The organism is Streptomyces sp. NPDC003327 (genome assembly GCF_053589515.1).
In genome coordinates, this window is the sequence record NZ_JBSFSA010000009.1 from 71,342 (window position 1) to 90,217 (window position 18,876).

The following is an 18,876-nucleotide window of genomic DNA, read 5'->3' on the forward strand; positions in this document are numbered from 1 at the left end:
AAGCACATGCCGACCAGACTTCCCGGCGCACCTAGGTCTCTCTGTCGCGTCTCTGACGCGGTCCTTACTTTACCTAACGATACGCGGCGGCGTCCGGCGAGATCCACTGTAGGGAGAAAAGCGGCCTTCTTCTCGCCGTGGCGACCGGAACCGCGACGCCGACGTGCGCAAGGCCCGCCCCGGGCGTGGCGAACTCCAGGGGCGGGCCTTTCGGTGACGTCGGGTCGTCGGGCGCTCAGTCCTCGCTGGACGCGGCCGGGAGCTGCGTCTGGATGAGCGACATGACGGACGAATCGGTCAGCGTCGTGACGTCTCCCAGCTCGCGGTTCTCGGCGACGTCACGGAGCAGCCGGCGCATGATCTTGCCCGAGCGGGTCTTCGGCAGCTCCGCCACCGGCAGGATCCGCTTCGGCTTGGCGATCGGGCCGAGCGTCGCGCCCACGTGGTTGCGCAGCTCGGCGACGAGGCCCTCGTCCTGGCTCGCCGTACCGCGCAGGATGACGAAGGCGACGATCGCCTGGCCGGTCGTCTCGTCGGCGGCGCCGACGACGGCAGCCTCGGCCACCGACGGGTGCGAGACGAGCGCGGACTCGACCTCGGTGGTCGAGATGTTGTGGCCCGAGACGAGCATGACGTCGTCGACCCGGCCGAGCAGCCAGATGTCGCCGTCGTCGTCCTTCTTGGCGCCGTCCCCGGCGAAGTACGTGCCGGCGAAGCGGGACCAGTAGGTGTCGACGAAGCGCTGGTCGTCGCCCCAGATGGTGCGGAGCATCGACGGCCACGGCTCGGTGAGGACCAGGTAGCCGCCGCCCCCGTTCGGCACCTCGTTCGCCTCGTCGTCGACGACGGTGGCGGAGATGCCGGGCAGCGGGCGCTGGGCGGAGCCCGGCTTGGTCTCGGTGACGCCGGGCAGCGGGCTGATCATCATCGCGCCCGTCTCGGTCTGCCACCAGGTGTCCACGATGGGGCACGTGTCGGCGCCGATGTGCTTGCGGTACCAGACCCAGGCCTCGGGGTTGATCGGCTCGCCGACCGAACCCAGCACGCGCAGGCTGGTCAGGTCGAACTTCGCGGGGATGTCGTCGCCCCACTTCATGAACGTGCGGATCAGCGTCGGCGCCGTGTAGAGGATGGTGACGCCGTACTTCTGCACGATCTCGAAGACCCGGCCCTGGTGCGGGGTGTCCGGGGTGCCCTCGTACATGACCTGCGTCGCGCCGTTGGCCAGCGGGCCGTAGACGATGTACGAGTGGCCGGTGACCCAGCCGATGTCGGCGGTGCACCAGTAGACGTCGGTCTCCGGCTTGAGGTCGAAGACGGCGTGGTGGGTGTACGCGGCCTGGGTGAGGTAGCCGCCGGAGGTGTGCAGGATGCCCTTCGGCTTCCCCGTGGTGCCCGAGGTGTAGAGGATGAAGAGCGGCTGCTCGGCCGGGAACGCCTCGGGGGTGTGCTCGGCGGACTGGCGCTCGACGACGTCGTGCCACCACACGTCCCGGCCCTCGGTGAAGGCGGTCTCCTGGCCCGTGCGACGGACCACCAGGACGTGCTCGACCTCGGGGCACTTGGTGAGCGCCTCGTCGATGGCGGGCTTGAGCGCGCTCGGCTTGCCGCGGCGGTAGCCGCCGTCGGCGGTGACGACGAGCTTGGCGTCGGCGTCCTGGATGCGGGAGGCGACGGCGTCGGCGGAGAAGCCGCCGAAGACCACCGAGTGGGCGGCGCCGACGCGGGCACAGGCCAGCATCGTGATGGCCGCCTCGGGGATCATCGGCAGGTAGACCGCGACGCGGTCACCCTTGCGGACGCCCAACTCGGTCAGGGCGTTGGCGGCCTTGGACACCTCGTCCTTGAGCTCCGCGTAGGTGAGGGAGCGGCTGTCGCCGGGCTCGCCCTCGAAGTGGATGGCCACACGGTCGCCGTGGCCGGCCTCCACGTGACGGTCGACGCAGTTGTACGCCACGTTCAGCTCGCCGTCGGCGAACCACTTGGCGAACGGCGGGTTCGACCAGTCGAGGGTCTCGGTCGGCTCCGTGGCCCAGGTCAGGCGCTTGGCCTGCTCGGCCCAGAAGCCCAGCCTGTCCGCCTCGGCCTGCTCGTACGCCTCCGCCGTCACGTTGGCGTGCGCGGCCAGCTCGGCGGGCGGCGCGAAACGGCGCTCTTCCTTGAGCAGGTTGGCCAGGCTTTCGTTGCTCACGACATCTCCCTTTCCCAGGGCGTCCTCTGTGCGTATGTGTCCCGCGTCATAGCTCATCAGTCACAGGGCCGGGTGACAAGAGCCTCCGAGCAATTGGTTTAGACCTGTGAGTGGCTGATGTGCGGGGGCCCCTCCTCCCGAGCGGTGGGAGAAGGGGCCACACAGTCTCACGGACGCCCGCGGCGAAAGGTTCAGGACGCGCGGGCCGACTCCAGGGCGCCGGTGCGCCCCGCGAGCGGACCGTCGGAGCCCTGTACGGGCGAGCCGTCGGCCGCCCTGTCGTGGTCGGCGGTCGGCGGGACCCGGTCGGCGGTCGGCGGGACCCGGGTGAACACCTCGTCGTACCCGTGCGCCTCCTGGCCGTCCGCGAGCAGGTACGCCTGCGCCTCGCCGACGTGGAAGTACATCCCCTGGAGGGTGAGGCTGCCGTCGGCCAGGCGGCGCGCCACCGCCTCGTACGCCCTCAGGTGCTCCAACTGCTGGACCACGTTGGTGAGGCACAGCTGCTCGACCGCGTCGGCGGGCAGCCGCCCGGCGATCCGCGCCCAGGCGTGCTTCCGGCTCGCCATCCGCTCCAGGCTGGGCCGGCCGTGCCGCAGCCAGCGGCGCAGCGGGCTCGGCGGGTCGTCCGGGCCCCCGTTGAGGAGGGCCTGCATCGCGCCGCAGCCGGAGTGCCCGCAGACCGTGATCGACCCGACGCGCAGCACCTCCACCGCGTACTCGATCGCCGCGGCCACCGAGTCGTCCCCGCTCTCCTCACCGGGCAGCGGCACGAGGTTGCCGACGTTGCGGACGGTGAAGAGGTCACCGGGGCCGCTCGACGTGATCATGCTCGTGACGAGCCGGGAGTCGGCGCAGGTCAGGAAGAGCTGCGAGGGTCGCTGTCCCTCCCGCGCGAGCCGCGCCAGTTCGTCCCGTACGAGCGGGGCGGTGTTCCGCTGGAACTGGCCGATGCCGCTGGCGAGCCGGAGCCCCGACGACCGCCGGGTCTCGTTCCCGGCGTCGGACCCCTCGGCGTCGCCGGCTTCGCCGTGGCCCTCGGCCCGCTGCTCCGCCGGCCGCTCCCCGCACTGGTGGTTGTGCCACGGCGTCCAGGGGCGGCAGCAGGGGTGCGCGGCGGCGGAGTCCGACGCGGTGGGCGACGGTTCGGCGATCCGGGTGCCGGCCGGGCCGGTCGTCTCGACCGTGCCGCCGTGGGCGAGGTGCCCGGCGGTCCAGTCGCTCAGCGTCTCGTACGCCGCGTGGTCCATGAACGACCCGTCCAGCTCGACCACCACGTCGGAGCCGTGCGGCAGTTGGTGCAGGGCGCGGCTCAGCCGGGGCACGGCGAGGAACGTCAACTGGCCCCGCACGTGCAGCACGTGACGTCCGTCCCGCTCCTCGCTGGTGATGCGGGTGCGGGCGAGGCGGTGCAGGGACACCGCGACGGCGACGGCGATGCCGAGAGCGACCCCCTCCAGGATGCCGATCAGCGCGACTCCGGCCAGCGTCACGGTGTAGACGACGACTTCGCGGTGCCGGGTGACGGTGCGGAGGTGGGTGATGCTCACCATCTGGATGCCGACCACCATCACCAGGGCGGCCAGCGCGGGCAGCGGGATCAGGTCGATCAGGGGGACGAGCAGCAGCGCGGCGAGCACGATCCACAGGCCGTGCAGCATCGTGGAGGCCCGGCTGACCGCGCCCGCCGAGACGTTGGCGACGCTGCGGACCGCGACCCCGGCGACCGGGAGCCCACCGAGCGCGCCGGAGACCATGTTGGCGGCGCCAAGGCCGGCGAGTTCGCGGTCGAGGTCGGAGCGGGGGACGCCGCGTCCGCCGTCCGCCCGTGCGGCGACCAGCTTGTCGACGGCGACGGCGGAGAGCAGGGACTGGACACTGGTGACCAGGGTGATCGTGAGGACGCCGGCGAGGATGCCGAGGACCGGCCCCTCGGGCAGGCCGGGCAGCGCGTGGCTGCTCCAGGACGGCAGGTCGACCCGCGGGACGGCGAGCCCGGCGACCACGGCCACGACCGTCGCCCCGACGACGGAGACCAGGGCGGCCGGGACCTTCCGGGCGAGGCGGCCCGCGCGGCCGGGCAGCCGCGGCCACAGCAGCAGCACGGCGACGGTCACCGCGCTGATGGCGAGGGCCGCCGGGTGGAGGTCGGCCAACTGGGCGGGCAGCCCCCGCACGTTGGCGACGGCCGAGCTCTGCGGCGTCCCGCCGAGCACGATGTGCAGCTGGGCGAGGGCGATGGTGACGCCGATGCCGGCGACCATCCCGTGCACGATCGCGGGCGAGACGGCGAGCGCCGAGCGGGCCACCCGGAGGAAGGAGAGGCCGAGTTGGGCGAGCCCGGCGAGGACGGTGATGGCGCAGGTGGTCAGCCAGCCGTACCGCTGGATCAGTTCGGCGGTGACGACGGTGAGGCCGGCGGCGGGGCCGCTGACCTGGAGCGGGGCGCCGCCGAACCGTCCGGCGACGATGCCGCCGACGGCCGCGGCGACCAGGCCCGCCTGGAGCGGGGCGCCGGTCGCGAGCGCGATGCCGAGCGAGAGGGGGAGGGCGATCAGGAAGACGGCGACCGACGCGGAGAGGTCGGCCCCGGCGATGCGGAAGCGGCTCCCCTTCGGCGGGCCGTGCGGCCGCTGGGTCTCGGGGCGGGTCGTGGTGCGGGCAGGGGTGCAGAGGGTCATGTCCCGTCTCCTCCGGGGGCGGCGAGGTCGCGGCTCGCGCGGGGTGCAGCGGCGGGATGTTCGGGCCGGGCGTCCGGCGCGTGTTCGGCACGTGTTCGGCCGGATGTCCGGCTGGCCGGCGGGCTCCTCCGAGGGGAAGGATCAACGCTCGGTAAATGGATCGTAATGGAGAGTAAAGTCTCCGGCACTATTTTCGGGGCAAACAGGGCAATGCTTCACCGTTTCGGGTGATTGGGCCGCCGTGAGCCGCTTGTCGTTTCATCTCTTCGGTGGGCGGGGTGCGAGGTTGACGCCGCTCGTACCCGTGCTCGGAGGAGAGGTGGGCGGATGTCAGCCGCCGCGAGAAGGACCACAGCCCAGAAGAAGACGCTCGCAGCGGGCGCGCTCGCCCTCGCCCTGATCACCGGCCTCGCCGGCTGCTCGGGCTCCGACGAGGCCGCCGCCCCGGGCACGTCCGGCGGGACGGGCGCCAAGAAGGCCCCGGCCCCGGCGCCGCCGCAGAGCGCGGTCCGCCTGATCGGCGACGGCTCCACCGCCTTCACCGGCGCCCAGCCGCGCCAGCCCGTGTGGCAGAAGCTCAAGCCGGGCGAGGCCCCGCCGCAGTTCGTGGTCTTCTCCTGGGACGGCGCCGGCGAGGACAGCCAGAAACTCTTCTCCCACTTCCGTACCGTCGGCAAGAAGTACGACGCCACGATGACGTACTTCCTCAGCGGGGTGTACCTGCTGCCCGAGGCCAAGCGGAAGCTCTACAACCCGCCCCAGCACTCCCCGGGCCGCTCGGACATCGGCTTCAACGACACGGAGGGCATCCGGGCCACCGTCCGCGAACTGCGCGGCGCCTGGCTGGACGGCAACGAGGTCGGCACCCACTTCAACGGCCACTTCTGCGGCAAGGACGGGGGCGTGGGCACCTGGTCGGTCGAGGAGTGGAAGAGCGAGATCGCCCAGGCGAAGTCCTTCGTCAAGAACTGGAAGACGAACGCCGGCCTGACCGGTGAGGAGCCGCTCCCGTTCGACTACGACAAGGAGCTCGTCGGCGCCCGGACCCCCTGCCTGGAGGGCCGCAAGAACTTCGTGCAGGCGGCCGCGCAGATGGGCTTCCGCTACGACACCAGCGGCGTCAACGACCAGATCTGGCCCAGGAAGGACCACGGTCTGTGGGACCTCTCCATGCAGCTCGTGCCGGTCCCCGGCCGCGCCTTCCAGACGCTGGCCATGGACTACAACTTCCTGGTCAACCAGTCGCCCGGTACGACGCAGGGCGACCCGTCCCAGCACCGCTACTGGGGCGACCAGATGCGCGACGGCCTGGTGCAGGCCTTCGAGCGCTCCTACCGGGGCAACCGGGCGCCGCTGATCATCGGCAACCACTTCGAGTCCTGGAACGGCGGCACGTACATGCGGGCCATCGAGGAGACCATCGCCACCGTCTGCGTGCAGAAGGACGTCAAGTGCGTCTCCTTCCGCCAGCTCGCGGACTGGCTGGACGCCCAGGACCCCGAGGTCATCGCCAAGATGCGGACCCTGAAGGTCGGCGAGGCACCGCAGGGTGGCTGGGAGACCTTCCTGGCCGCCCAGCCCCCCGCCGTCCAGCCGGCGGCCCCGGCGGGTGCCCCGGGTCGCTAGGGGGCGTCTCGCCGATCATGCCGGGCTCGCGGGGGCTGGCACCGCGCCTCGCCGCGTAGTCGTCGGTCGCCGACGCTCCGCGTCGCCTCCCTCCTCCGCCTTGCGATCCACGGCACCAGCCCCCGCTCCCTGATCCGGCCTGATCGACAGGACACCCCCTAGGCCGGCTGTACGGCGGTCAGTTCTTCCCGCAGTACGAAACCGGGGTCGACCTGCGCCGCCAGGTCGGCCCCGGTCTTGGCGTTGCCCCAGCTCTCCGCGTTGCGCAGGTGGAAGTGGACCATCTGGCGCGTGTAGCGCTCCCAGTCGCGGTGGGCGTACGAGTCGTCCGCCGCGTCCTGGAGGGCCTGGAGCGCCATGCGGTTCTCGGCCTCCAGGAGCTCGAAGCGCGCCGGGCGGCCCTTCTCCATGGCGCGGACCCAGTTCGAGTGGCCGACCGTCACGAGCAGGTCCTCGCCGACCTCGTCCCGCAGGAACTCCAGGTCGTCCTCGCCCTGCACCTTGTTCCCGACGACCTTGAGGGCGACGCCGAAGTCCCGCGCGTACTCCTTGTACTGGCGGTAGACCGAGACGCCCTTCCGCGTCGGCTCGGCGACCAGGAAGGTCATGTCGAAGCGGGTGAAGAGGCCCGACGCGAACGAGTCCGACCCCGCCGTCATGTCGACGACCACGTACTCGTCCGCCCCGTCCACCAGGTGGTTCAGGCACAGCTCCACCGCGCCGACCTTCGAGTGGTAGCAGGCCACCCCGAGGTCCGACTCCGTGAAGGGTCCGGTCGCCATCAGCCGGATCTCGTCGCCGTCGAGCCGCACGGGCCGGGCGCACGCCTCGTAGACCGGGTTGTCCTCGCGGACCCGCAGCAGACGCGAACCCTCCCCGGGCGGCGTCGTCTTGATCATCGTCTCGGCGGAGGCGATACGGGGGTTGGAGCCCCGCAGGTACTCCTTGATGAGCGGCAGGTGCGCGCCCATCGCGGGCAGCGCGGCGGCCTCCTCCTCGGAGAGCCCGAGCGCGGCGCCGAGGTGCTGGTTGATGTCGGCGTCGACGGCGACGACGGGGGACTCGTTGGCGGCGAGATGGCGGATGAAGAGCGAGGACAGCGTCGTCTTGCCACTGCCGCCCTTCCCGACGAAAGCGATCTTCATGTTCACCTAGGGTAGTGGCACGGTCGCTTGGTGTGGTCGAGGTGCGTGAAGAAGACCACTCCATCGTGGGGCGGGGCCCGGGGGCGCGTAGCCTCCCTACCTATGAGTACGCACGCCTCTGACCCGCTGGCCGCGCTCGCCTCCCTGCCGGGCGTCGCCGACGCGGTGGACTCCGTCCGCAAGGCCGTCGACCGGGTCTACGGCCACCGTGTGATGCGGCGCCGCAGCAACGAGATCTCCTCCGAGGCCGCTCTGCGCGGGGCGCGCGGCTCGGCCGCGCTCGCCGGGGCCGACTGGGCCCTGGAGGAGGTGCGTCGCCGCACCGACTTCAGTGCGGACCCCGAGGCCCGCACGGTGGGGGCTGCCCTGCGCCTGGGCGCCGAGTCCGGGCAGCTCCTGTCGATCTGGCGCCAGTCACCGCTGCGGGTCCTGGCCCGGCTCCACCTCGTCGCCGCCGGCGAGCAGGAGGACACCGTGGGACGGCCGCGGCTCGCGGGCGAGGCGGTCGACGAACCGCTGATCGAGGCCCCGCTGCCCTCCTCGGCCGAGGTCGCGGCCCGGCTGGACGGCCTCGCCGAGGTGATCGTCGCGGGCGGCGACGCCCCGGCGCTCGTCACCGCCGCCGTCGTCCACGGCGAGCTGCTCGCGCTGCGCCCCTTCACCACTCACAACGGGCTCGTGGCGCGGGCCGCGGAGCGGATCGTCCTGGTCGGCAGCGGGCTCGACCCGAAGGCCATCTGCCCGGCCGAGGTCGGCCACGCGGAGCAGGGCCGGGCGGCGTACGTGGCCGCCTTCGAGGGCTATCTGTCGGGGACCCCGGAAGGCGTCGGCGCCTGGATCGCGCACTGCGGGCGCTCGGTCGAGCTGGGGGTCAGGGAGTCGACGGCCGTCTGTGAGGCGCTCCAGCGCGGCGCGGCCTGAGGTCCGGGAAGGTGCCGGACATGGGTTGCGGCGGTACCAGACTTCGGTACCGCCGCTGGCACGTCCACCCAGTTACCAAGCGTCCTCGATATGTGCCCATCAAGCGGGGAACTTTGCCCATCGCCTGGTGCGGCTGGCCCGTAATCGACGGGTCGACGTCGCGTGGGTGCCAGGTTTCTGTGCTCAGGTCCGTGGGGCCTTGATGCTCAACAGGTGATCCTCTCGGATGTCCCAGGTCTCGCGGGCCTGCTTCCTTTTTACTCCTGTCCGGGTGGAAGCGAAAGTGCAGATCGCACTTCTTTGTCCGGTTCCGGTCGCGGTTCTTGGCGCGGTTCCGCCCCCGGTTCCCGTCACGGGGCGAGGGCCGCCGCCTGGCGGCGCCGGGAGGCGTACCAGACGAGACCGGCGGTGGCCGCCGCCGCTCCCACGGCCGCCGCGGCGACGAGCGCGGGGCGGGGCGGCATCCGGAACGCGGGCAACCGCTGTTTGAGCCGCACCGGCTTCTCGAAGACGAGGACCGGCCACTCCCGGGCGACGGCCTCCTTGCGGAGCGTGCGGTCGGGATTGACGGCGTGCGGATGGCCCACGGCCTCCAGCATGGGAATGTCGGTCGCCGAATCGCTGTACGCGTAACAGCGGGAAAGGTCGTATCCCTCCGACTCCGCGAGCTCCCGGACGGCCTCGGCCTTCGTCGGTCCATAGGCGTAGTACCCCACCTCGCCGGTGAAGCAGCCGTCCTCGCCGACCACCATCCGGGTGGCGACGACCCGGTCGGCGCCGAGCATCTCGCCGATCGGCTCGACCACCTCGGCTCCGGAGGTGGAGACGATCACGACGTCGCGCCCCGCGGCGTGATGCGCCTCGATGAGCGAGGCAGCCTCGTCGTAGATGATCGGGTCGATCAGATCGTGCAGGGTCTCGGCGACGAGCTCCTTGACCTGCGCGACGTTCCATCCTTTGCAGAGCGCGGAGAGGTATTCGCGCATCCGCTCCATCTGATCGTGATCGGCTCCGCCGACGAGGAAGACGAACTGGATGTACGCCGTCCGCAGGGCGGCGCGGCGGCTGATCAGTCCGCCCCGGTAGAAGGACTTGCTGAAGGTCAGCGTCGAGGACTTCGCAATGACCGTCTTGTCCAGGTCAAAGAAGGCGGCTGTGCGCGGCAAGGAGTGGTTTTCCACAAGCCTGAGCATAGGTGCCCGCCATTCGGCGTACGCTGGGGCGCGTGGGTTTGCCTGAGAAGGCTCTCGGGTACACCATGGAAGTCACGGATCGTTCGCGACCGTGCTAACCCGGTCCGGCTCCTCCCCCCCCGAGTCGGCCGGAAAGACGACCCCCGCTCTCCCCCCCGGCGGGGGTCGTCGCATGTCCGGAGCCGTTTCGGTCCGTCGTTCCCTCATCGCTTCCCCTCCTCGTGGTCACCGCCCGGTCGGCGGCACGAGGCCTGCCGTGGCCTCGATTCGCTACTCACGGTAATCGACGCGATGTGTTCCGGACAGTCCACGAAGGACTGGCGGAGTTATTCACAGGGCCTGCCTTATCCACAGTTTTTCGGCAAGATCCGCAGGATTTCCCCGACGGCCCCACCGTGATTCCAGCCGCGAAGTTCGCGGACCGCAGGAATCGCGAGAGGGGTGTGCCGTGCAGGCATCGAGGACTTCCAGGACTTCCCGGACGCGGGGGCACGACGGGACCGGACGTGACCCGGCGGCGGACGGCCGGGATCCGGCGGGGGCCGACCGGGATCCGGCGGACGTAGGCCGGGGCCGCCCGGTGGCGGGCGGGCCGGGCGTTCGGGGCGGGGCGCGAGCGGCAGGGCCGCTGATCATCACCGAGGACCTCGCTCTCCTCGACGACCTGCTGCGGCTGTGCGCCGCCGCCGGAGCCGAGCCCGAGGTCCACCACCGTGTCCCGGAGCGGCGGGCCGGCTGGGCCGACCCGCCGCTCGTCCTGGTCGGCGACGACGCGGCGGCCCGCTGCCGGGGGGCCACCCGCAGGGCCGGAGTCCTCCTCGTCGGCCGGGACCGGGACGACCCGGTGGTCTGGCGGCGGGCCGTCGAGATCGGCGCGGACGCCGTGCTGCGGCTGCCCGACGCCGAGAGCGTCCTCGTCGACCGCATCGCCGACGCCGTCGAGGGCGTCGGCCGGCAGGCCCTGACCGTCGGGGTCGTCGGCGGCCGCGGCGGCGCCGGGGCCTCCACCCTGGCCTGCGGACTGGCCCTCGCCGCCGCGCGGACCGGGCGGCGCACCCTGCTCGTCGACGGCGACCCGCTGGGCGGCGGACTCGACGTGCTGCTCGGCGGCGAGCGCGAGGAGGGCAGGCGCTGGCCCGACTTCGCCGCCTCCAAGGGGCGGCTGGCCGCCGGGGCCCTGGAGGAGTCGCTGCCCGCCGTGCGTGGAGTCCGGGTGCTCAGCTGGGGCCGCGAGCCCGTCGCCCCCGTTCCGCCCGAGGCCGTGCGGTCCGTGCTCGCCGCCGCCCGACGGCGCGGCGGGGCCGTCGTGGTCGACCTGCCGCGCGGCACCGACGAGGCCGCTGCCGAGGCGCTGGCCCAGCTCGACCTCGGACTGATCCTCGTCCCCGGGGAGCTGCGGGCCGTCGCCGCCGCCAACCGGGTGGCCACGAGTCTCGGCCTGCTCGTCCGGGACCTGCGGGCCGTCGTCCGCGGGCCGTACGCGGCGGGCCTCGACGAGCGCTGGGTGGCCGACGCCCTGCGGCTGCCGCTCGTGGGGGAGCTGCCGTACGACCCGGGGATCGCCGCCGACCGGGACACGGGAGCGCCGCCGGGCGCCGAACCGCGGGGACCCCTCGGCCGGTTCTGCGCGGCCTTCTGGGAGCGCGCCCTCGCCCCCGGTGGTGCGGCGTGACCGGGCGGGAGGGCGGCGGCGCGGCGCTGCTCGACGCCGTGCGGCAGCGGCTCGCGGCCAGCGGCGCCGACCCGACGCCGGCGCGCGTGGCGGCCGCGCTGCGGGCCCAGGGGCGGCTCCTCGGGGACGCCGAGGTCCTGGGCGCCGCCGAGGAACTGAGGTGCGAGCTCATCGGGACCGGGCCGCTCGAACCGCTGCTCGCCGACCCCGACGTCACCGACGTCCTCGTCTCCGCGCCCGACCGGGTCTGGGTCGACCGGGGCGCCGGACTCGAACGGGCCCCGGTCTCCTTCCCCGACGCGGCGGCCGTGCGCCGGCTCGCCCAGCGGCTCGCCGCCGTGGCCGGACGCAGGCTCGACGACGCCAGGCCGTGGGTGGACGCCCGGCTGCCCGACGGCACACGGATGCACGCCGTGCTGCCACCGGTCGCGGTCGGCTCGACCTGTCTGTCCCTCCGCGTCGTCCGCCCCCGTGCCTTCACCCTGGAGGAGCTCGCGCGGGCCGGGACGGTGCCGCCCGGTGGTGCCCCGATCCTGCGGGCGCTGATCGACGCCCGGGTGTCGTACCTGGTCAGCGGCGGTACGGGCACGGGAAAGACGACCCTGCTCGCCTCCCTGCTCGGCCTGGTGGGGGAGCGGGAGCGGATCGTGCTCGCCGAGGACTCGGCGGAGCTGCGGCCGGACCACCCGCACGTCGTGCGCCTGGAGGCGCGCCCGGCCAACCAGGAGGGCGCGGGCCTGGTGACCCTGCGCGACCTGGTCCGCCAAGCGCTGCGCATGCGCCCCGACCGGCTTGTGGTCGGGGAGGTCCGCGGCCCGGAGGCCGTCGACCTGCTCGCGGCCCTGAACACGGGACATGACGGGGGATCGGGGACGCTCCACGCCAACACGGCGGCGGACGTGCCCGCCCGCCTCGAAGCGCTGGGAACGGCCGCAGGGCTCGACCGGGCGGCCCTGCACAGCCAGTTGGGGGCCGGCCTGTCGGCGGTGCTGCATGTCGTACGGGACCGGGACGGGCGACGGCGGATCGCCGAGGTCCACGTCCTGGAGCGGGACCGCGAGGGACTGGTGCGGACGGTGCCCGCGCTGCGGTGGGGAACGGCCGGGTTCGAGCGGGAGCGCGGCTGGCCGCGGTTGCGGGACCTGATCGGAGGCGGGGCGTGGTGACCGGAGGGCAGGCGGCTACGGCGGCGGCGCTCTGCGCGGCGCTCGTGCTGAGCCGGATGGCGGAGCGACGGCGCGGCCTGCGCCGGGCCCGGGCCGTGCTCGTGTGCGGCGACCCGGAGGGCCGGGCGACCGGCCAGGCGCGCTGGGCGGCCCCGTCCTGGTGGCCACGGGTGCGGGCGCGGCGCGAGTGGCTCTGTCTGCCCGTGGCGGCGGTGGTGGCCGTTCTCGGTGCCTCCCCGGTGCCGCTGCTCGCGGGGGCGGTCGCGGTGCCGCTGGTCGGGAGGTGGCTGCGGAAGGCCGCGCTCCGGCGGGAGCGGGAGGCGCGCGCGGAGCGGGTGGTCGCCCTGTGCGGGACGGTCGCGGGCGAGCTGCGGGCCGGCTGGCAGCCCGCGCAGGCGCTGGCGTTCGGGGCCCGGCAGACCGGTGCTCTGGGGGCCGAGGAGGCCGTGGTGCTGGCGGCGGCGCGGTTCGGCGGGGACGTGCCGGAGGCGCTGCGGGGCGCGGCCCGGCAGGACGGAGCCGACGGGCTCGCGGGCTTGGCCGCCTGTTGGCAGGTGGCGGTGGACGGCGGCGCGGGACTCGCCGCCGGGCTCGACCGGTTGGAGGCGGCCCTGCGGGACCACGGGGAGCAGCGTGAGCGGCTCCGCGCCGAACTGGCGGGTGCCTGGGCGACGGTGACCGTCCTCGCGGTCCTTCCGGTGGCGGGGATCGCCCTCGGCGCGGCCCTGGGCGCCGACCCGCTGCACGTGCTGCTGCACACGCCCGCGGGGTTCGCCTGTCTGGCCCTCGGCGGCGCGCTGGAGGCGGCGGGTCTGTGGTGGGCCGCCCGGATCGTGCGGGGAGGGGAGGGGCCGTGATGCCGATGGTCCTGCAGGCACCGGCGCTTCTGTTCGCGCTGGTGGGCATGGCGGCGCAGGCCGCCTACGCCGTGGCCCGCGAGCGGTGGGCGCGCGTGAACCGGCGCCGGGTCGTCGCCCTGACCGGAGGACCGGCCCCGCGCGTCCGGCACCCCCGATGGTCGCGGGGTGGGGCGCCGCGCTGGGTCCGGGGCGGGGCGGTGGTGGCCCTGGCGGCGATCGTCGGGTGGGTCGCGTTCGGCGGTCTCGGGGCCCTCGTCGCCGGCGGCCTGGCCGCCGGCGGGGTGCGACGGCACGAGGCCACGCGTGCGGCGAGGCGGCGCTCCAGGGCGTCCGAGCCGGGCGGCGCGGAGGGAGCGGCGCGACATCTACCGCTGGCGGCGGACCTGTTGGCGGCCTGCGCGTCCACGGGGGCGAGCCCCGCCGAGGCGGCGGAAGCGGTGGGGCGATCGCTGTGCGGACCGCTCGGCGAGCGCCTGTCCCGGACGGCCGCCGAGCTACGGCTCGGCGGCGAACCCGCCGTCGTGTGGCGGAGGTTCGGCGCGATACCGGGCGCCCAGGGGCTCGCCCGCTGCATGGAGCGGGCCGGGGCCACGGGGGCACCCGCCGCCGAGGCCGTCGCCCGGCACGCGGCCGGTCTGCGAGCGGCCCGGGCGCGCGTGGCGGCGGCCCGCGCCCGACGGGCCCAGGTCCTGATCAGCGCACCCGTGGGGCTCTGCTTCCTGCCCGCGTTCCTCGCGGTGGGAGTGGCTCCGGTGGTCATCGGCCTGGCGGCGGGGCTGACGGGCCGATGACGGACACGGCACGCCACGCCGCAACCGGTAACCGGCACACGACGCACGACGCACGACAGACGACACACGACACACGACAGGAACGACGCATGCACACGACGAAGGGGACGGACATGACGGACAAGGCACGACGGACGGCGAGCGCGACGAGCGCGATGGTGGCGCTGCGGGCGAAGTCGAAGGAGATGGGACGGAGTTGGTGGCGGTCCCGGCGGGCGGCGGCGCGGGCCGACGCGGGCATGACGACCTCCGAGTACGCGGTGGGAACGATCGCGGCGGCCGCCTTCGCCGCGGTGCTCTACAAGATCGTCACCAGCGGGGCCGTGTCGGGCGCGCTGGAGTCGGTGATCGGGAAGGCACTCGATGCGCCGTTCTGACCGCGGCTTCGTGACGGTGGAGGCGGCGCTCACGCTCCCCGTCCTGGCCCTGTTCACCGTGGCGCTGCTCTGGGGGCTCGCGGCGGCGGCCGCGCAGATCCGGTGCGTGGACGCGGCACGGGCGGGCGCACGCGTGGCGGCCCGCTCGGAGCCGGTCACCGCGGCGGAGGAAGCCGCCAGGGCCGCCGCGCCCGACGGCGCCCGGGTCTCCGTCACCCGAACGGGCGAACTGTGGCGGGTCTCCGTGGAGGCGACCGCGCCGGGGCCCGGCGGTCTGGGCGTGACCCTCCGCGCGCACGCCGCCGCCCTCGCCGAGGACGGGGCGCCGTGACGGCGCCACCGCCGGGTCTGCCCGGCCGGGCCGATCGCGGATCGGCGACGGTGTGGACGGCGTTCGCGGCCTGTGTGCTGTGCGTGGTGTTCGGGGCGGTCCTGGCGCTCGGCCAGGCGGTGTCGGCCCGCCACCGGGCCGGCTCGGCCGCCGACCTGGCGGCACTCGCCGCGGCCGACCGGGCCCTGTGGGGCGAGCGGGAGGCCTGCGCCGCGGCCGGTCGGGTCGCCGCCGCCCAGGGCGCGGTCCTGGTCCGCTGTGAGGTCCGTGGCGAGATCGCAGACGTCAGCGCCCGCCCCGCCGACGGGCCGTACGTTCCGGAGATCAGGTCCCGCGCGGGCCCGGGCCCACCGGGAGCCTCCGACCCCGCGCCGCCGACCTGACGGACTGCGGCGGCAGCGGCCGAGCCACCCGGCCCTACGCCTTCTCCGAGGCCGCCGGCCGGTCCCCGGAGGGCCGGTCCCCGGACGCCCCGGTCGCTGTCTGCCCCGCATCCGTCTGCTGGTCGTCGGGCGTGGGGGAGCCGCGGAGGAGTTCGGCGAGGAGGCGGACCGCGCCGCGCTTGTGGAGGGGGTCGTTGCCGTTGCCGCACTTCGGGGACTGGATGCAGGAGGGGCAGCCCGCCTGGCACTCGCAGGCGGCGATCGCCTCGCGGGTCGCGGACAGCCAGGCGCGGGCGGTGTGGAACGCCCGCTCGGCGAAGCCCGCGCCGCCCGGGTGCCCGTCGTACACGAAGACGGTGGGCAGCAGGGTGTCGGGGTGGAGCGGGTGGGAGAGGCCGCCGATGTCCCAGCGGTCGCAGGTCGCGAAGAGCGGCAGCATGCCGATGGAGGCGTGCTCGGCTGCGTGCAGGGCCCCCGGGAGGATCTCCGGGGTGATCCGGGCGGCGTCGAGCTGGTCCTCGGTGACCGTCCACCACACGGCCCGGGTCCGCAGGGTGCGGGGCGGCAGGTCGAGCTTGGTCTCGCCGAGCACCTCGCCGGTGATCAGACGGCGGCGGAGGAAGGAGACGACCTGGCTGGTGACCTCGACGGAGCCGTAGCAGAGGCGGCCCGAGCCCCACGGGATCTCGGTGTCGGTCTCCAGGACGGTGACGTCGGTGGTGTCGCGGGCGGTGGTGGAGTACGGCGGTACGGCCTCCTCGACGAGGGCGACCGAGTCCGCCAGGTCGAGCTTCCGCACCAGGTAGGTGCGGCCCTGGTGGAGGTGGACGGCGCCCTCGTGGACGGCGCTGTGGGCGGCGGCCTCGTCGACCGTGCCGAGGAGCCGGCCGGTGCCCTCCTCCACGATCTGGACCGGGTTCCCGCCCCCGCCCCGGATGTCGGTGAGGTCGGCGGCCCGCTCGCGCCGGGTCCAGTACCAGCCGGTGGAGCGGCGGCGCAGCAGCCCGGCCGACTCCAGCTGGGGCAGCAGGCCGGGCGCGGCCGGGCCGAAGAGCGCCAGGTCCGGGTCGGTGAGCGGCAGCTCCGCGGCGGCGGCGCAGAGATGGGGGGCGAGGACGTAGGGGTTGTCGGGGTCCAGGACGGTCGACTCGACCGGCTGCTCGAAGATCGCCTCGGGGTGGTGGACGAGGAAGGTGTCCAGCGGGTCGTCCCTGGCGATCATGATCGCCAGGGCGCCCTCGCCGGAGCGGCCGGCGCGGCCCGCCTGCTGCCACAGGGAGGCCCGGGTGCCCGGGTAGCCGGCGATCAGGACGGCGTCGAGGCCCGAGACGTCCACGCCGAGTTCCAGGGCGGTCGTCGCGGCGAGGCCGAGGAGTTCGCCGGAGTGCAGGGCCCGTTCGAGGGCGCGGCGCTCCTCGGGCAGATATCCGCCCCGGTAGGCGGCGACCCGGCGGGCGAGGGCCCGGTCGGTCTCGGCGAGTCGCTCCTGGGCGATGACCGAGATCAGTTCGGCGCCGCGCCGCGAGCGGACGAAGGCGACCGAGCGGACGCCCTGGCGGGTGAGGTCGGTCAGCAGGTCGGCGGTCTCGGCGGTGGCCGTGCGGCGCACCGGGGCGCCCCGCTCACCCCGCAGGTCGGTCAGGGGCGGCTCCCAGAGGGCGAAGACCAGCTCGCCGCGCGGGGAGGCGTCGTCGGCGACCTCGGTGACCGGGAGGCCGGTGAGGCGGCTCGCGGCGCGCGCGGGGTCGGCGGAGGTGGCCGAGGCGAGGAGGAAGACGGGCTCGGAGCCGTACCGGGCGCAGATCCGGCGCAGCCGGCGCAGGACCTGGGCGACGTGGGAGCCGAAGACGCCGCGGTAGGTGTGGCACTCGTCGATGACGACGTAGCGCAGGGAGCGCAGGAAGGAGGCCCACCGGGGGTGGGAGGGGAGTATGCCCCGGTGCAGCATGTCGGGGTTGGTGAGGACGTAGTTCGCGTACTGCCGGACCCATTCGCGTTCCTCGACGGGCGTGTCCCCGTCGTAGACGGCCGGCCGGATCGCGGTGCCCAGCGGGGCGGCCAGGGCGCGGACGGCGCGGCGCTGGTCGGCGGCGAGGGCCTTCGTCGGGGAGAGGTAGAGCGCGGTCGTGCCGCGGCCGTTGGCGGCCTCGGAGCCGTCCAGGAGGGTGGAGAGGACGGGGGCGAGATAGGCGAGGGACTTGCCCGAGGCGGTGCCCGTGGCGATCACCACGGACTCGCCGTCGAGGGCGTGGCCAGCGGCCTCCGCCTGGTGGGCCCAGGGGTGCTCGATGCCCGCCGCCTCGATCGCGGAGATCACCTCCGGGCGGATCAGGTGCGGCCAGACGGCATGCCGACCCGCACGGGCGGGCATGTGCTCCGTATGAGTGATGCGTGCGGCCCGGCTCTCGCCCTTGGAGAGCCGACCGAGGACCATGCCGGGAGAGGGGCGGTTGCCCATGTCCCCGGCTGGACGACTGGGGCGCTGATTCTTGGCCATCGGCACCGAGTGTGTCACTGCCATGACGGACAATGCTTCCAAGGCGTCGTGCATGGTCGCAGGTAAGTGATTGAATGCCATCGCGGCTGGCGATCCACCCCCCGGCTCCGCCCGGGAGACACGTGGGGGCGACCGCCCGATAGCAATGTGCTGGAGGATCCGTGGACCTGTCCCTGTCGACTCGCACTGTGACCGGCGCTGGCGGCGACCGAACGGTCGTCGAGGTCGGTGGCGAGATTGATGTGTATACCGCGCCCAAGCTGCGCGAGCAGTTGGTCGAGTTGGTGAACGACGGCAGCTACCACCTGGTTGTCGACATGGAGGGCGTGGACTTCCTCGACTCCACCGGCCTCGGTGTGCTCGTCGGCGGCCTGAAGCGCGTGCGCGCGCACGAGGGCTCGCTGCGTCTGGTCTGCAACCAGGAGCGCATTCTGAAGATCTTCCGGATCACGGGCCTCACCAAGGTGTTCCCGATCCACACCTCGGTCGACGAGGCCGTCAACGCGGTCGACTGACCGAGGGGGATGGCATGGCCACCGTTGAACTCCGCTTCAGCGCCCAGCCCGAGCACGTCCGCACGGCCCGCCTGGTGGCGGCCGCGGTCGCCCGCAGGGCGGGGGTGGACGAGGCGGTCCTCGACGAGGTCCGGCTCGCCGTCGGTGAGGCCTGTTCCCGTGCGGTCGGGCTGCACCGGAGCAACGGCGTCACCACCCCCATCCGGGTCGTGCTGACCGAGGAGGAGAAGACGTTCTCCATCGCGGTCGGCGACGAGGTGCCCGGCGCGGGAGTGGCGGCGGCCGATGCGGTCGGTGTGCCCGGCGCGCGCGCCGGGGCCCCGGCCGAGGACTTCGACGACGCCGACGGTGAGGACGAGATGGGGCTCGCGGTGATCCGCGGCCTCGTCGATGACGTCGAGGTGAGCGCCGGCGAGGACGGCGGCACCATCAGGATGGCCTGGCCGACGAGCCCCGCGGACATCCTGTCCTGACCGAGCCGTTCACCCGTTCGGACGTATGAACGCGCGTGAACGTGCGTGCACGTA

General features: G+C 73.9%; 16 protein-coding genes. 11 read left to right on the forward strand and 5 right to left on the reverse strand.

What is annotated here, in order from left to right; genetic code table 11:
* Nucleotides 1–235: 235 nt before the first annotated feature.
* Complete coding sequence (gene acs / locus ACWDVG_RS11005; protein WP_451698332.1) at nucleotides 236–2,191, reverse strand: acetate--CoA ligase; 1,956 nt, start codon at nucleotides 2,189–2,191, stop codon at nucleotides 236–238.
* 191 nt (nucleotides 2,192–2,382) lie between these two features.
* A complete protein-coding gene (locus tag ACWDVG_RS11010; protein ID WP_451698334.1) occupies nucleotides 2,383–4,872 on the reverse strand; it encodes a SulP family inorganic anion transporter in 2,490 nt (829 codons plus the stop codon).
* Nucleotides 4,873–5,199: 327 nt separating this feature from the next.
* Here ACWDVG_RS11010 and ACWDVG_RS11015 point away from each other — a divergent pair, with 327 nt between their 5' ends.
* Nucleotides 5,200–6,498, forward strand: coding sequence for a hypothetical protein (locus ACWDVG_RS11015; protein WP_451698336.1), 1,299 nt, complete (start codon nucleotides 5,200–5,202; stop codon nucleotides 6,496–6,498).
* A 158-nt stretch (nucleotides 6,499–6,656) separates the two neighbouring features.
* On the opposite strand, the gene ACWDVG_RS11020 is transcribed toward ACWDVG_RS11015, so the two are convergent.
* Complete coding sequence (locus tag ACWDVG_RS11020; protein ID WP_451698338.1) at nucleotides 6,657–7,643, reverse strand: ATP-binding protein; 987 nt, start codon at nucleotides 7,641–7,643, stop codon at nucleotides 6,657–6,659.
* A 102-nt stretch (nucleotides 7,644–7,745) separates the two neighbouring features.
* Here ACWDVG_RS11020 and ACWDVG_RS11025 point away from each other — a divergent pair, with 102 nt between their 5' ends.
* On the forward strand, nucleotides 7,746–8,564 hold the full coding sequence (locus tag ACWDVG_RS11025; protein ID WP_451698340.1) for an oxidoreductase: 819 nt from the start codon (nucleotides 7,746–7,748) through the stop codon (nucleotides 8,562–8,564).
* Between the two features lie 350 nt (nucleotides 8,565–8,914).
* On the opposite strand, the gene ACWDVG_RS11030 is transcribed toward ACWDVG_RS11025, so the two are convergent.
* Entirely contained in the window at nucleotides 8,915–9,757 is an 843-nt protein-coding gene (locus ACWDVG_RS11030) for an HAD family hydrolase (protein WP_451698342.1), read from the reverse strand.
* Nucleotides 9,758–10,337: 580 nt separating this feature from the next.
* On the opposite strand from ACWDVG_RS11030, the gene ssd reads away from it, so the two are divergent.
* The 7 genes from ssd to ACWDVG_RS11065 all read left to right on the forward strand — a co-directional run bounded on the left by ssd (nucleotide 10,338) and on the right by ACWDVG_RS11065 (nucleotide 15,337).
* Nucleotides 10,338–11,429 (forward strand): septum site-determining protein Ssd, encoded by a 1,092-nt coding sequence (gene ssd / locus ACWDVG_RS11035; RefSeq protein WP_451698343.1) that lies wholly within the window; start codon nucleotides 10,338–10,340, stop codon nucleotides 11,427–11,429.
* Entirely contained in the window at nucleotides 11,426–12,595 is a 1,170-nt protein-coding gene (locus tag ACWDVG_RS11040; RefSeq protein WP_451698345.1) for a TadA family conjugal transfer-associated ATPase, read from the forward strand. Before ssd ends, ACWDVG_RS11040 begins: the two co-directional genes overlap by 4 nt.
* Nucleotides 12,596–12,651: 56 nt before the next feature.
* The gene (locus ACWDVG_RS11045; protein ID WP_451698566.1) at nucleotides 12,652–13,452 is read left to right on the forward strand and encodes a type II secretion system F family protein; all 801 of its coding nucleotides are present in this window, start codon (nucleotides 12,652–12,654) and stop codon (nucleotides 13,450–13,452) included.
* Entirely contained in the window at nucleotides 13,452–14,246 is a 795-nt protein-coding gene (locus tag ACWDVG_RS11050) for a type II secretion system F family protein (protein WP_451698347.1), read from the forward strand. The genes ACWDVG_RS11045 and ACWDVG_RS11050 overlap by 1 nt, the downstream gene beginning before the upstream one ends.
* Nucleotides 14,247–14,401: 155 nt before the next feature.
* On the forward strand, nucleotides 14,402–14,623 hold the full coding sequence (locus ACWDVG_RS11055; protein WP_451698568.1) for a DUF4244 domain-containing protein: 222 nt from the start codon (nucleotides 14,402–14,404) through the stop codon (nucleotides 14,621–14,623).
* A complete protein-coding gene (locus tag ACWDVG_RS11060; protein WP_451698349.1) occupies nucleotides 14,610–14,954 on the forward strand; it encodes a TadE family type IV pilus minor pilin in 345 nt (114 codons plus the stop codon). The genes ACWDVG_RS11055 and ACWDVG_RS11060 overlap by 14 nt, the downstream gene beginning before the upstream one ends.
* Nucleotides 14,951–15,337, forward strand: coding sequence for an Rv3654c family TadE-like protein (locus ACWDVG_RS11065; RefSeq protein WP_451698351.1), 387 nt, complete (start codon nucleotides 14,951–14,953; stop codon nucleotides 15,335–15,337). Before ACWDVG_RS11060 ends, ACWDVG_RS11065 begins: the two co-directional genes overlap by 4 nt.
* A gap of 34 nt (nucleotides 15,338–15,371) precedes the next feature.
* Here the strand turns inward: ACWDVG_RS11065 and ACWDVG_RS11070 are convergent, their stop codons facing one another.
* On the reverse strand, nucleotides 15,372–17,915 hold the full coding sequence (locus ACWDVG_RS11070) for a DEAD/DEAH box helicase (RefSeq protein WP_451698353.1): 2,544 nt from the start codon (nucleotides 17,913–17,915) through the stop codon (nucleotides 15,372–15,374).
* A gap of 80 nt (nucleotides 17,916–17,995) precedes the next feature.
* On the opposite strand from ACWDVG_RS11070, the gene ACWDVG_RS11075 reads away from it, so the two are divergent.
* Both ACWDVG_RS11075 and ACWDVG_RS11080 read left to right on the forward strand, forming a co-directional pair.
* A complete protein-coding gene (locus tag ACWDVG_RS11075) occupies nucleotides 17,996–18,349 on the forward strand; it encodes an STAS domain-containing protein (RefSeq protein WP_451698355.1) in 354 nt (117 codons plus the stop codon).
* 14 nt (nucleotides 18,350–18,363) lie between these two features.
* Nucleotides 18,364–18,822: an ATP-binding protein gene (locus tag ACWDVG_RS11080; RefSeq protein WP_451698357.1), complete on the forward strand. Its 459-nt coding sequence runs from the start codon at nucleotides 18,364–18,366 to the stop codon at nucleotides 18,820–18,822.
* The last annotated feature ends 54 nt before the right edge of the window (nucleotides 18,823–18,876 follow it).